The 13,270-nt window shown below is 66.5% G+C and carries 12 protein-coding genes; 4 read left to right on the top strand and 8 right to left on the bottom strand.

From position 1 onward, the window contains the following. The first annotated feature begins 14 nt into the window (after positions 1-14). From MRBLMD1_RS10630 to MRBLMD1_RS10620, 3 genes are all read left to right on the top strand, one after another. Positions 15-2,933 carry a DEAD/DEAH box helicase gene (locus MRBLMD1_RS10630; protein ID WP_364399373.1) on the top strand — a complete coding sequence of 973 codons (2,919 nt, stop codon included), beginning with the start codon at positions 15-17 and terminating at the stop codon, positions 2,931-2,933. Between the two features lie 59 nt (positions 2,934-2,992). Continuing rightward, positions 2,993-4,654, top strand: coding sequence for an amidohydrolase (locus MRBLMD1_RS10625; RefSeq protein WP_364399371.1), 1,662 nt, complete (start codon positions 2,993-2,995; stop codon positions 4,652-4,654). Positions 4,655-4,749: 95 nt separating this feature from the next. After that, the gene (locus tag MRBLMD1_RS10620; protein WP_159631973.1) at positions 4,750-5,493 is read left to right on the top strand and encodes a polyprenol monophosphomannose synthase; all 744 of its coding nucleotides are present in this window, start codon (positions 4,750-4,752) and stop codon (positions 5,491-5,493) included. Between the two features lie 100 nt (positions 5,494-5,593). Here the strand turns inward: MRBLMD1_RS10620 and MRBLMD1_RS10615 are convergent, their stop codons facing one another. From MRBLMD1_RS10615 to MRBLMD1_RS10595, 5 genes are all read right to left on the bottom strand, one after another. Further along, the gene (locus MRBLMD1_RS10615) at positions 5,594-5,941 is read right to left on the bottom strand and encodes an RNA polymerase-binding protein RbpA (protein WP_026266052.1); all 348 of its coding nucleotides are present in this window, start codon (positions 5,939-5,941) and stop codon (positions 5,594-5,596) included. 241 nt (positions 5,942-6,182) lie between these two features. Continuing rightward, complete coding sequence (locus tag MRBLMD1_RS10610; protein ID WP_275180132.1) at positions 6,183-7,130, bottom strand: SPFH domain-containing protein; 948 nt, start codon at positions 7,128-7,130, stop codon at positions 6,183-6,185. Between the two features lie 22 nt (positions 7,131-7,152). Beyond that, positions 7,153-7,626, bottom strand: coding sequence for an NfeD family protein (locus MRBLMD1_RS10605; protein ID WP_141160411.1), 474 nt, complete (start codon positions 7,624-7,626; stop codon positions 7,153-7,155). A 129-nt stretch (positions 7,627-7,755) separates the two neighbouring features. Then, complete coding sequence (locus MRBLMD1_RS10600) at positions 7,756-8,637, bottom strand: methyltransferase domain-containing protein (RefSeq protein ID WP_364399367.1); 882 nt, start codon at positions 8,635-8,637, stop codon at positions 7,756-7,758. A gap of 68 nt (positions 8,638-8,705) precedes the next feature. Next, entirely contained in the window at positions 8,706-9,386 is a 681-nt protein-coding gene (locus MRBLMD1_RS10595; protein WP_364399365.1) for a peptide deformylase, read from the bottom strand. Positions 9,387-9,439: 53 nt separating this feature from the next. Between MRBLMD1_RS10595 and MRBLMD1_RS10590 the strand changes: the two genes are divergently transcribed. Further along, positions 9,440-9,853, top strand: coding sequence for a nuclear transport factor 2 family protein (locus MRBLMD1_RS10590; RefSeq protein ID WP_364399363.1), 414 nt, complete (start codon positions 9,440-9,442; stop codon positions 9,851-9,853). 28 nt (positions 9,854-9,881) lie between these two features. On the opposite strand, the gene MRBLMD1_RS10585 is transcribed toward MRBLMD1_RS10590, so the two are convergent. From MRBLMD1_RS10585 to MRBLMD1_RS10575, 3 genes are read right to left on the bottom strand one after another with little or no spacing between them, the layout of a single operon-like run. Further along, on the bottom strand, positions 9,882-11,033 hold the full coding sequence (locus tag MRBLMD1_RS10585) for an FAD-dependent oxidoreductase (protein WP_364399361.1): 1,152 nt from the start codon (positions 11,031-11,033) through the stop codon (positions 9,882-9,884). Between the two features lies 1 nt (position 11,034). Next, a complete protein-coding gene (locus MRBLMD1_RS10580) occupies positions 11,035-11,730 on the bottom strand; it encodes a class I SAM-dependent methyltransferase (protein WP_364399359.1) in 696 nt (231 codons plus the stop codon). 15 nt (positions 11,731-11,745) lie between these two features. Then, the gene (locus MRBLMD1_RS10575) at positions 11,746-12,987 is read right to left on the bottom strand and encodes a type III polyketide synthase (RefSeq protein ID WP_224026111.1); all 1,242 of its coding nucleotides are present in this window, start codon (positions 12,985-12,987) and stop codon (positions 11,746-11,748) included. Positions 12,988-13,270 lie beyond the last annotated feature (283 nt).

Below are 13,270 nucleotides of genomic sequence, written 5' to 3'. Positions count from 1 at the left end.
GCTAGGCTTGGGGTATGTCCTCCACCACCGGACCCTTCTCCACCGGCCCCGTCGATCCTGAAGAACTTTCTCCAGCCGAGAGATACCGTGCCAGCGCCGAGCGCCGGGCAGAGGCGGCCACGTACCTTGGGTCCTTTATCCGGACCCTCGAGTTCGAACTTGACGACTTTCAACGGCAGGCGTGCCGTTCGCTTCAGGAAGGCAGGGGAGTCCTGGTGGCGGCCCCGACCGGAGCCGGGAAGACCATCGTGGGGGAGTTCGCCATCTACCTCGCCCTGCAGCGGGGCCTGAAGGCCTTTTACACCACCCCCATCAAAGCCCTCAGCAACCAGAAATTCACTGAACTCAGCGAAAAGTACGGTGCAGAGAATGTGGGCCTCCTGACCGGCGACACCAGCATCAACGGCGACGCGCAGGTGGTGGTGATGACCACCGAAGTCCTACGGAACATGCTTTACGCGGATTCTGCCACGTTGGAGGACCTCGGCTACGTGGTCATGGACGAGGTCCACTACCTCGCCGACAGGTTCCGCGGGGCAGTGTGGGAGGAAGTCATCATCCACCTGCCCAGCGAGGTCCAGGTCGCCTCGCTCAGTGCAACCGTCTCCAACGCCGAGGAGTTCGGCGCCTGGCTGGACACCGTCCGCGGGGACACGGACATCATCGTCTCCGAGCACCGGCCGGTGCCGCTGTGGCAGCACGTCATGGTGGGCCGGCAGATCATGGACCTGTTCGCCGGAGAGACCACCTTCGACGAGATCGCCCCGCCCGTCGAGGAAGAGGGCCGGCAGCCTGCCGCGACCGGCAAATCCGTTGACACCGCCAAGGGCCGCGGTTTCGACGTCAACCCGGACCTCCTCACTGTTGCCCGCAGCGAAAGCCAGCAGAGCTTCCGCAGCCGCCCCGGCGCCGGACGCCGCGGCCAGCGTGGCCGCAACGGTTATGACCGCCCGGGCAGGAGCGAACAAACGGGGGTCCGCCCCGCCAGCCGTCCGCAGGTAATCGCCAGCCTGGACCGGATGGACCTGTTGCCTGCCATCACCTTCATCTTCTCCCGTGCCGGCTGTGAAGCGGCCGTGGCGCAGTGCGTTGGTTCGGGCCTGTGGCTCACCACGGAAAAGGAGCAGCGGATCATCGCCCAGCGGGTGGACGAGGCCGGGCAGGACATCCCGCCGGACGACCTCGACGTCCTGGGTTTTTGGACGTGGCGGGACGGCCTGCTCCGGGGTTTCGCAGCCCACCATGCCGGCATGCTGCCCACCTTCAAGGAAGTGGTCGAAAGACTTTTCGCCGACGGCCTGGTCAAGGCGGTTTTCGCCACTGAGACCCTCGCCCTGGGTGTCAACATGCCCGCCCGCTCGGTGGTCCTGGAAAAGCTGGACAAGTTCAACGGGGAAGCCCACGTGGACATCACCGCGGGCGAATACACCCAGCTCACCGGCCGCGCCGGGCGGCGCGGCATCGACGTCGAGGGCCACGCCGTGGTGCTGTGGCAGCCGGGGACGGACCCGACGGCGGTGGCAGGCCTGGCGTCGCGGCGGACCTATCCGCTGAACTCCAGTTTCCGGCCCACCTACAACATGAGCATCAACCTCCTGGCACAGTTTGGGCGTGCCAGGGCCCGGGAAATCCTGGAATCGTCCTTTGCCCAGTTCCAGGCCGACCGCTCGGTGGTTGGCCTGGCCAGGCAGGTGCGGAGCCGTGAGGAGTCCCTTGCGGGTTACGCCAAGTCCATGACCTGCCACCTTGGCGACTTCACGGAGTATGCCCGGCTGCGCAGGGAGCTTTCCGATGCCGAGAGTGCCACCTCCCGGACCAAGTCCCGGGTTCAGAAGTCACTCAGTGACGACTCCCTGGCCCGCCTCCTGCCCGGGGACGTGGTCAACGTTCCCGGCGGGCGTGCCCCGGGGCCCGCCGTCGTCCTCAGCTCTGACCACAGCAGCCGCGAACCCCGGCCTGCCGTGCTCACCCTGGACAACCAGCTGCGCCGGATAGGAACGGACGACCTGGAAGGACCCATCGCGCCGGTTACCCGGATCCGCATTCCCAAATCCTTCAATGCCAAGGTGCCCAAGTCCCGGCGGGACCTTGCCTCCAGCGCACGGAACGCCCTGCGCGAGAACCGGCCGCCTGCTCCCGGGCAGAACCGCAACCACGATTTCGGCCGCGCCGCCTTTCCCAACCAAGAGCGGCGCATCGCCGAACTGCGCCGGGCCCTCAAGGCACACCCCTGCCACGGATGCAGCGAACGCGAAGACCATGCCCGGTGGTCGGAGCGGTGGTGGAAACTGCGGCGTGAAACGGATGGCCTGGTCCGCCAAATCCAGGGCCGCACCAACACGATCGCCAAAACCTTCGACCGGGTGTGCGACGTCCTGTCCGCCTACGGATACCTCGAAGACACCGGCGACGGCCGCCTGAACATCAGCCCGGACGGCCAGCGGCTGCGCCGGATCTACGGCGAGAAGGACCTGCTGATCTCACAGTCGCTGCGGCTGGGCGCGTTCGATGACCTGGACGCCGCCGAAGTCGCTGCCCTGGCCAGCGTGCTGGTCTACCAGGCCAAACGCGAAGACCGGGGCCTGCGGCCGCGCATGCCCAGCGTCTCCCTGGAGACCTCCGTGGACATCGTGGTCAAGGAATGGTCCGTCCTTGAAGACGTGGAGGAGGAGAACAAGCTTCCACTGACCGGCGAACCTGAACTCGGACTTGTCTGGCCCCTGTACAAGTGGGCCCGCGGACGCCACCTCCAGGACGTCCTGAGCGGCACCGACCTTGCCGCCGGTGACTTTGTCCGCTGGGTCAAGCAGGTGGTGGACCTGCTGGACCAGCTCGCCAAGATCCCCGGCCTCGATCCGCGCCTGGCACGGCTCTGCGCCGAAGCGATCAACCTCATCCGCCGCGGCGTCGTGGCCTACTCGTCCGTCCTCTAGTCACACCTCACCCCTTGCCGGCTGCAACCGGCCTGCACTATCCCAGGAGTCCTGCCTTTATGCCCCGCCCTGATCCCGCACCCCGCAACGCCGACCGTCCCACTCCGGTGCTGTACCGCAACGGATCCGTGTACACCGCGGCTGACCCGTTCGCCACGGCAATGCTTGTGGATGGGGACACTGTTGCCTGGGTTGGATCGGAGCAGGCGGCCTCGTCCATTGCCGACAGCTCCATGGAACTCATCGACCTCCGCGGCGCCCTGGTTGCGCCGGGCTTCGTCGACTCACACATGCACCTGACCGAAACCGGAATCGCCCTGGAGTCACTCCAGCTGGGAACGCTCAAGTCGGCCCGGGAAGTGCTGGACGCAGTCGCCGGGGCCGCCGGGAATGGACCGGTGCTCGGCCACGGCTGGGACGAGGCCACCTGGGCGGACCCGGCCCTGCCCACTGCAGAAGAACTCGACCGGGCCGCTGGAGGCAGGCCGGTGTATCTCTCCCGTGTGGACGTGCACTCGGCGCTGGTGTCAACGTCGCTGGCACAGTCCGCGGACCTTCAGAACCGGGACGGGTACGACGGCGGCGCCCGGGTGACGCGGGCCGCCCACGAGGCAGCACGGCTGGCGACCCGGCAACTGCCGCAGGATGAGCTGAAGCGGCTCCAGGCCCGGGCCCTGGCGGAAGCGGCCGCCAACGGCTACGTCGCCCTGGCCGAAATGGGTGCACCGCACATCGGCGGCGCCCAAGACCTGCGGCTCGCGGCAGCATGGAACGCCGCCGGAACCGGGGAGCCCCTTTTTCCCGAAGTCATGCCGTACTGGGGCGGGCTGGTCTCCTCCGAGGAACAGGCCCGCGCGCTGGTGGCAGAGCTGGGGGCGGGAGTCCGGGGCCTTGCAGGAGACCTGAACATCGATGGTTCCCTGGGCTCGCGCACCGCCGCCCTGCGCGCCGGTTACAGCGATGCCGGACAGGAGCGCGGCACCTTGTACCTGAGCGTGGACCAGGCAGCAGCCCACCTTGCCGCCTGCTCCCTTGCCGGGATCCAGGGCGGGTTCCACGTGATTGGTGACGCCGGACTGGATGCTGCGCTCGAAGCGCTGGACCTTGCCGCCAGGGAAGTGGGGGAGCAGCGGGTGCGCGCCGCAGGCCACCGGTTTGAGCACGTGGAGATGGCCGATGCCGAAGCCGTGGCCAGACTGGCGCACTACTCCGTGACCGTCAGCGCACAGCCCTCCTTCGACGCTGCCTGGGGCGGCCCCGGTGGCCTCTACGAGCAGCGGCTGGGGGACCGAAGCCGGTCGATGAATCCGTTCGCCGCGTTCCACTCGGCCGGAGTTCCCGTCTGTTTCGGCAGCGACAGCCCCGTCACGCCCCTGCGTCCCTGGTCCAGCGTGCGCGCCTGCGTGGAACACCACAACCCGGACCAGCGTATTTCTGCGCGGGCAGCCTTCCTGGGCCACACCCGGGCCGGCTGGCGGGCCGCGCGGCACCCGAACCCCATGGCCGGGCAACTGGTGCCCGGGGCTCCCGCGAGTTTTGCCGTGTGGGAGGTGGAGGAACTGATGGTCCAGGTGGCTGACGGGCGCGTTCAGTCCTGGAGCACCGATCCGCGCGCCAGGACCCCCTTGCTGCCGGCACTGGACACGGGCTCAGACCCGGTATGCCTGCAAACCGTAAAAGACGGTGCCGAACTGTTCGCCAGCCCGGCCCTGCGTTCCTGACCCGGGAATCCCCCGCCCTATAATGGGGAGTTGCGCCTGCGGCCGGCATGCCCGGCACCAGGTGCACCGACCACTTCCACCAGGAAAGGCCCTCTGTGCGCGTCCTTACGATCATTCCCACCTACAACGAACTGGAATCGCTGCCCAAGACGCTCCAGCGCCTGCGGAAGGCCGTTCCGGCGTCGGACGTGCTGGTGGTCGATGACAACAGCCCTGACGGCACCGGCCAACTTGCCGACGGCTTCGCTGCCGAGGACTCCCAGGTCCACGTCCTGCACCGCAAGGGCAAGGAAGGCCTGGGCGCTGCCTACATCGCAGGTTTCAAGTGGGGCCTGGATGCCGGCTACGACGTCCTGGTGGAAATGGATGCAGACGGTTCCCACCAGCCGGAACAGCTTCCCCAACTGCTTGAAGCCGTGGAACAGGGCGCAGATCTGGCCATGGGCTCGCGCTGGGTCCCCGGCGGCAGCGTGGTCAACTGGCCGCTGTACCGCCAGGCGATTTCCCGGGTGGGCAGCACCTACGCCCGGTTGATGCTGGGCCTGCCGATCCGGGACGTGACCGGCGGATACCGCGCGTTCCGCAGGACCACCCTGGAAAAGCTCAACCTGGACCAGGTGGACTCTGTGGGCTACGGCTTCCAGGTGGACCTGGCCTGGCGCGTGGCCAAACTGGGCCTGCGCATCGAGGAACGCCCCATCACTTTCGTCGAACGGGAGCTCGGCGCATCCAAGATGAGCGGCAACATCGTGGTCGAAGCCATGATCAACGTCACCAAATGGGGTCTGGCCGCGCGTTGGAACACGCTGGCCGGAAAGCTGAAGAACAAGCAGGCCTAGCCTCGCGGTACTGCTGCCGCTGACGATGTCCGGGCGGTGCCAAAAAAGGGGGCGGCCCCGCACCTTAGTGCGGGGCCGCCCCCTTTTTTGGCGGCTGGCCTTATGCCGAGCGGCGCTCTCCGCGGCGTTCGCGCAGGATGGTCAGGCGGTCCTCGAGGATCTGTTCGAGTTCAGGCAGGGAGCGGCGTTCCAGCAGCATGTCCCAGTGGGTGCGGACTGCCTTGTCGTTGCTGGTGTCCGGCTTTTCGCCGTCAACCAGGAGCGCTTCCTTACCGGTCTTGGAGACCCACACCGGAGGAATTTCCGCCTCGGAGGAGAACGTGACGAAGACCTGCTCGCCATCCGCGCAACGGTATTCGACCCGCTGGCGCGGAGCCGGCTCAACTCCGGACTCGGTCTCCATGCTCTGCGCACCAAGGCGCATGCCCCGCAGGCTGCGATCGCTCATGATTTCTCCCTCTGGTCGGTTCGCGGATGAAATCTCCGCGCTAGCCGGTGGCGCCGTGGCACCGCCGGACTACTTTGTGCACTGTGCTGCATCATAGGATTCAACGCATTGCGAAGCTTGGTTGTTCCAGCTGGTAGTCTCCTGCCGGACAAATACCCAATTATACGTTGGTTATCACTGTTGGAACAAAACGGGGAGGGTTTGGCGTCAACCGCCAAGCCCTCCCCGTTTCCCGTTCAGCTTATGGCTGGGCGCGTTCGGTGGGTGCGTCCTGGAAGAGCGTGCCGCCGGCAGTGCCTTCCGCATTGGTGCCTCCGAGGGCGTTGCCAATGCCCTTCAGGGCTTCCCCGACTTCGCTCGGGATGATCCAGAGCTTGTTGGCGGAGCCTTCTGCGAGCTTGGGCAGCGTCTGCAGGTACTGGTAGGCCAGCAGTTTCTGGTCCGGGTTTCCCTTGTGGATGGCGTCGAACACCTTCTGGATGGCCTGCGATTCGCCGTCCGCCCGGAGGATGGCAGCCTTGGCTTCGCCCTCTGCGGCCAGGATGGACGCCTGGCGCTGCCCCTCGGCGGTGAGGATGGCCGACTGCTTGGTACCTTCGGCCGTGAGGATTGCTGCGCGCCGGTCGCGTTCGGCACGCATCTGCTTCTCCATGGAGTCCTGGATGGAGTGGGGCGGATCGATGGCCTTCAGTTCCACCCGTGAAACGCGGATGCCCCAGCGGCCGGTGGCCTCGTCCAGGACGCCGCGCAGCTGTCCGTTGATCTGGTCCCGCGACGTGAGGGCTTCCTCCAGGTTGAGGCCACCCACCACGTTGCGCAGGGTGGTGGTGGTGAGCTGTTCCACGGCCTGGATGTAGTTGGCGATTTCATACGTGGCCGCCCGCGGGTCCGTCACCTGGAAGTAGACCACCGTGTCGATGGACACCACCAGGTTGTCCTCGGTGATGACCGGCTGCGGCGGAAAGGACACCACTTGTTCACGCAGGTCCAGGAGCGGCAGGAGCCGGTCGACGAAAGGAATCAGGATGGTCAGGCCCGGATTGAGTGTCCGCTGGTACTTGCCGAGCCGTTCAACAACACCGGCGCGGGCCTGCGGAATGATCCGGACGGACCGGACCAAAACTATGATGACAAAGACGATCAGAACCACCAGCACGATGGCCAGTGCGGTTCCGCCTGCGTTTTCCATACAACTCCTTGTTCCCCAATTGTCAGGCTGTATCAGGCCCGGTGGCCGCCGTGGGCGGTACCGAAACCACTGCTGTTGCGCCGTCGATGGCCGCTACGACCACCGTCTGTCCTGCGGGAAGCACTCCCGCAGCGGAGCGCGCACTCCATATATCGCCGCCGATTTTCACCAGGCCGCCGTCGGACGTCACGGCCTCCATCACCACGGCCGGCTCACCGATCAGACGGTCCACGTTGGTTCGCTGCTCGGAGGGGCCCTTCTTCAGGTGGGACAGTGCCACGGGCCGGACAAAGGCCACCATGAGCAGCGACACGATGCAGAAGATGACTACCTGGAGCCAGGGCTCGGCGCCGGCAAAATCGGCTACCAGTGCGGCGAGCGATCCGCCGCCAAGCATGATGAAGAACAGGTCAAGGGTGATCATCTCGATCACTGCAAACGCCAGGAAAGCCGTGAGCCACAACGCCCACCAGTTTTCCCCAAGCCATTCGAACATTCCTGCTTCCCCCTTCGTCACGGGGGAGCCGCGTCCGCGGACCCGCCAGCAACTGTCTTTTCATCCTAGTCCGCGGACCTGGCCTGTGGGCCGGTTCACAGCGGGTGCCGGGGGATAGTGGCCAAGTCGTTACGGGGCACCGTGGGCAGTAGGCCGAAACACGGACAGCCTGAATTTTGCGTCGGCTTCCACCGGTTCCGTGGAGTCTTCGAGGCGGGCGGCGATCTTGTCCCGGTCAAGGTGGTGGCCCGCCGGTCCCATGAACGCCAGGTCCGCGGCGGCTGCGCGGCCCAACTTGAGCGGTATGTCCACGTCCACGGCCTTTTCGGGCTCGAAGTGCCCGGCCATCGCCTCTGCCAGCCGCTCATCCTTGCCCTCTTCAATGCCAAGCATTCCGGTCACGGCCGCGATGCCCGCCAGGTGTCCGGGCCGCGGTGTCACCACCGCCAGCACCCCCTCCGGGCGCAGGACCCGGGCGAACTCGGCGGGGTTCCGCGGTGCGAAGACCACGGTGACCGCGTCCACCGAGTTGTCCGCCACCGGCAGCGGCCGCCAGATGTCCCAGACCAGGCTCACGGCTTCCGGGTTGAGGCGGGCAGCCCGCCTGAGGGCGAATTTCGAGATGTCCAGGCCAATGGCGGACGCCTTCCGCCCCCCGGCAGCTGCAGCATCGAGGATTGCCCGCAGATAGTGTCCGGTCCCCGTTCCCGAGTCAAGCACCACCGCGCCTTCCGGCCGCAGGACGGGTACGACGGCGGAGGCCAGGGCCTGCTGCAGCGGCCCGTAGTGCCCGTTCCCCAGGAAGGCGTACCGTGACGCCACCATCGCGGCGCTGTCCGGTTCGAAAGGTGTGCCTTTGCCCACCAGGAGGTTGAAGTAGCCCTGGCGCGCGGCGTCGAAGCTATGCCCGGACGGGCATACCAGGCGCGGCTGGCGCGTGGCCTCCGCTTCCAGGTACTCCAGCGGATGTGAGCAGACGGGGCACAGGAGGGGAAGGTCCGCGGAAGGCATGGGAACCAGTTTAGGGCGGCCCGGGTATGCAGCCTGCCCGCCCTGCATGCGGAGGGAGGCGGTGACCGTCAGCCGAGGGAGATCCCCGCAGGCCCGTCGTCGAAACCCAGCCCTTCCCGTGCCTTGTCAATGCCCGCTTCTGCCCAGTGCGCGGCGTATTCGGCATTGCTGCTCAAAGAGCGAAGCTGGGCGCGGTCTATGTACAGGATGCCGTCGAGGTGGTCCGTCTCGTGCTGCACGATGCGCGCCTGCCAGCCGGAGAACTCACGCCGCTCCGCCGCGCCGTCGGGTGTTGCGTACTCCAGCAGCACGGCCTCCGGACGCGCCACCACCGCCTGCAGCCCGTTGAGGGAAAGACAGCCCTCGTAGAACGACGCGTGTTCCTCCCCAAGCGGCGTGTAGCGGGGGTTGAGGATGGCCAGGAAATCCAGCGGACTCCGGTTGCGCAGGGCAGCGGCAACGGGATCGATGTCGAACTGGTCCTCCAGGACGGCGAGCCGCAGGGGGATGCCCAGCTGCGGCGCGGCAAGGCCCACGCCGGGCGCTTCGTGCATGACCTGCCGCATGATCCCGATCAGGCGGTCCAGCTGGTCCGCTGACAGCTGGCCGTCAAAGTCCGCGGCACGCTGGCGGAGCGCCGGGTGTCCGGCCTGGACGATGGGCGGGAGGGATCCGGCGGCCAGGATCCGCTCGACAATCTCACGGATCTGGCCGGCGCCGGCGGTTGTCGGGGGAACAGTCTGGGTCATGGGGACAGCCTACTGGCGGAGGGCGGGCGGGGACGTTGGGTAGGGTCTACTCCATGGCTGAAGATCCGCTCCCTGCAGCGTCCCCGCTGGAACACGTCCTTGAATTCATCCGGGTCCTCGAATCGGGTGGCGGGGCGGCGGACATCCGGCCGTTCCTCTCTGCAGAGTTCGTGCTGACGGAAGCACCGCACCTGTTGGCCCCGGAAGGCTCCACGCGGACGCTGGCGGCGGTGCTGGCCGGTGCTAACCAGAGCCGCGACGTGGTGGAGGACCAGCAGTTCACTGTCCGGCGGACCACATGTGAAGGCGGCCGGGTGGTGGTGGAGGCGGATTGGTCTGCCACGGTGCTGATGGATCTGCGGTATTGGGACCGCGGCGAGACAATCCGGGCCAGGACCTCGTCCGTCTTTGAGGTCAGCAACGGCGTGATCGTGAGCCAGGACAGCTACGACTGCTACTTCCGGTAACCCGGCAAACCGGTCGTTGGTGCGGCCGCTAGTTCATGGTGAAACGCCTGGCGGCCCACTGGTTCACTGCCGGAATTGCGGCGGCCGCGGCAACACCGGCGGTACGCATCCGCAGGAGCGGGCCCGGCAGCGGCCTGCCCAGCATCATGTTGATTTCGGCCTGCCGGCGGGCCAGGACGGCAGCCCGTCGCCGACTCTGCTCGAAGTGGCTGAGTTGAGTGCCCGGATCTTCACCGGCCAGTGCCGCGCAGGCCACCGGCACCAGGTCCCGGGCACCCAGCCAACCGAGGTTCATGCCCTGGCCACCAATGGGGCTGATCTCATGGGCGGCATCGCCGAGCAGCACCGTCCGTCCGGCGACGGTCCTTTGGGCGATTCCGGACTGCACGTTGAAGGCGCTGAGCATGGAGTTCGTGGCCGGATCAGGGCGAATCCCGGTCCTCCGGTGCACCAGCTCCGCAAGGTGGCCGGCCCCTGCCGCCGGTCCGGCCGGGGCGCCCAGCCGCACCACCCAGCGCCGGACGCCACCGGGCAGCGGGAAGGACTCAACGATTCCGTCCGGTTCAAGGAACAGGACAGCTTTGTCCCCGTAGTCCGTGCCGTCGTCGAAATCCCCCATGAGGTAGTGGTCGGGATACGTTTTCCGGACCATCGGAACCCCGAGCGCATCCCGCAGCCGTGACCGGGCACCGTCGGCCAGGACCAGCAAAGCCCCCGTCGCACTGCGGCCGGGAGCCGTGGCACCCGCGCCGGCATCCACCGCGACGGTGACCGTGCCGGCGTCGTCCCTGACACCGGTGACTTTCGCACCCCTGACAATTGCACCGGGGTCCAGGGCGAGGACGCGCTCTTCCAGGAGCTGCTCCGTCCTGTACTGCGGGAGTGCCAGCACGAACGGAAAGTCCCTGGAGACGTCGTCGAACGCCATGGTGCCCACCGTCTTCCCGCGGCTCACCGCCATGCCGGACCGGATGCGGACACCCTCCTGCACCATGGCAGAGGCCACGCGCACGGCGGCCAGGGCCTCCAGGGCCGGCGGGTGGATGCCGATGGCCCGGGTATGCCGGTTCCGCTGCTGCCGTTGCTCAAAGACCCTTACCGAAACGCCTTCCTGCAGCAGCGCGGCCGCCAGGTACAGGCCCACGGGACCGCCGCCGGCGATCAGGACATCGGCATCCATCTCAGCCCTTCCGGCAGGCCAGGACCTGGTGGAAGACCGATGAGTGCTCCACGGACCACCCCGGGGGAGCGGCTGCGGCAAGCTCGGCATGGGTGTAGCTGCGGCGGATGGACGTCAGCCCGTCTTCCCGGATGAAGGATTTCCGGAACGGCAGGGCGGCCACACCGAAGAGGGAGAATGCGATGGTGCTGCGGATGAGATCGTTGTGCAGCGCCTTGTGGCCGGCGAGGGTTTCCGAATCTGCCAGCAGTTGCTTGAGCTCCCCGGACTGGAGGTGGTGCAGTACGTGGTTGGAGATCACGACGTCGAACCTGGCACCTTCGCGGACCAGGTCACGGCTGTGCGCCTGGCGGAATTCCACGCCGGGCATGGGGGTGCGCCGGCCGGCGAAGGCGGCAGCGCGGGGATCCGGATCAATGCCGGTCACGTGCATGGACGTGCCGTCCCGGTGTGCCCAGCGGGCCAGCATGATGGCGAGGTCGCCGCCGCCGGACCCGATGTCCAGGACGGTCACGGGGCTTTTGTCCGGTTTGACGATGGTGCGCAGTTCCCTGTTGTACAGGCCCCGCCAGCCGGACAACACCCGGTTGATGACCCAAAACTGCCGGTAAGTATTGTCCAGGAGCTTTTCATCGCAGTCCGTGCGGTCCATCTGCTCGATGTCCCCGGCGGCGCGCGTTCGCAGCAGAATCCCCATGGCCTGGCGTTCCAGTCAGGCCACGGGTGCTTCTGTGGGCGTCCGGTCCTGGCGCGCCTCCGGGGCGAATCCGGCAGCGTGGTCCTGCCGTACGAGGTCCTGGTTTGCGGCGATGGACTGCCGGAGCTTGGTGAACAGCCCCGTTTCCACGGTCAATCCCGGGCCGAAAGCCATGGAACAGATACGCCCGCCACCGTTGGAATCCCCGGGCAGCAGCGGCTGTTCCAGGATGTATTTGAGGACAAAGAGCACCGTGGCACTGCTCATGTTGCCGTAGTTCCGGAGGATGTCCCGCGCCGGAACCAGTTGCGCGTCGCTGAGGCCAAGCCGGGACTGGACCTTGTCCAGGATGCTGCGGCCACCGGGGTGGATGGCCCAGTGGGGGATCGCGGTGTAGGGGAGTGCCGCCAATTCCGGGTCCTTTGCCAGCAGTGGCTGCAGGGCACCCACGATGTGGTCATCGATGATGTGGGGCACATAGGTGCCCAGGACCATCTCGAACCCATGGTCGCCGATGTTCCATGCCATGGAGTCCTCACCGACCGGGGTCAGGACTGTTTCGAAGTGGTCCAGCTTCAGCAGCGCGGCTTCTTCCGCGCCGGGCCGTGCGGTCACGACGGCGGCGGCGGCGCCATCGGCGAAAAGGGCCGAACCCATGATGGTGTCCGGATCATTGGACGTGCGTACGTGCAGGGAGCAGAGTTCGGCGCAGACCACCAGGACCACCGCGTCCGGATCGGATTCACAGAACAACTTCGCAGCGCGGAGCGCCGGAAACGCCGCGTAGCAGCCCATGAAGCCCAGGTGATACCGCTGGACGGAAGGACTAAGCCCGAGCTCGCGCACCACCTTGTAGTCCGGGCCCGGATTGAAAAAGCCCGTGCACGACACCGTCACGAGGTGAGTTATGTCAAGTAAATCCAGTTCGGGAGCCGCCTGCAGGGCAGCGCGGGCAGCCTCAACGAACAGCTTGGTGGCTTCCCGGGCGAAGATGTCGTTGCGGACCTTGGTGCTGGGATTCAGCAGGAGCCCGGTGTCCGGGTCATAGAACTGAGGATTGTCCGAGCGTGAGGTGTTGGTGAGTTCGCTGACTGCCGTGAATCTCGTGTCTATGGCTGCGCCGTCAAAGCAGGTGGTGACCAGGCGTGAACCAAGCCGGGAAAGACCCGGCTGCGCGGCGAATACATCACGGGCTTCGGACTGGATCAGCTTTGTCGTCGGAACTGCAGTTTCAAGTGAACGCACGTAGACCGTCATCACGTCATTCTTGACGTGCGCTTTGATTATGACAATGGTCCCGGCGGAATTGAACAGCGGTTTCGCCATGCAATTGTCCCGGGAAGCAGGCGCAAGTGTCCTGGATTGCAGGGCCGGGATTGCTTCGCGTCCTGCCCCGCTCCAGGACTCTATACGAACTGGCATACACGGTTATTCATGGGCCGGGAGTAGCTCTATCGGAGGGCAGTAGTTCCGTTGGCCTGGGTCTGCCGAGGGTCGGTCCTTCGGAAGCTGCTGGCCGCCTTATCGTTACATCGTGAGA

Source organism: Pseudarthrobacter sp. LMD1-1-1.1 (assembly GCF_040676255.1).
In the GTDB taxonomy this organism is placed as follows: Bacteria; Actinomycetota; Actinomycetes; order Actinomycetales; family Micrococcaceae; genus Arthrobacter.
Note: the sequence above shows the minus strand (reverse complement) of the source record. Positions and strands in the feature narration are given on the sequence as shown.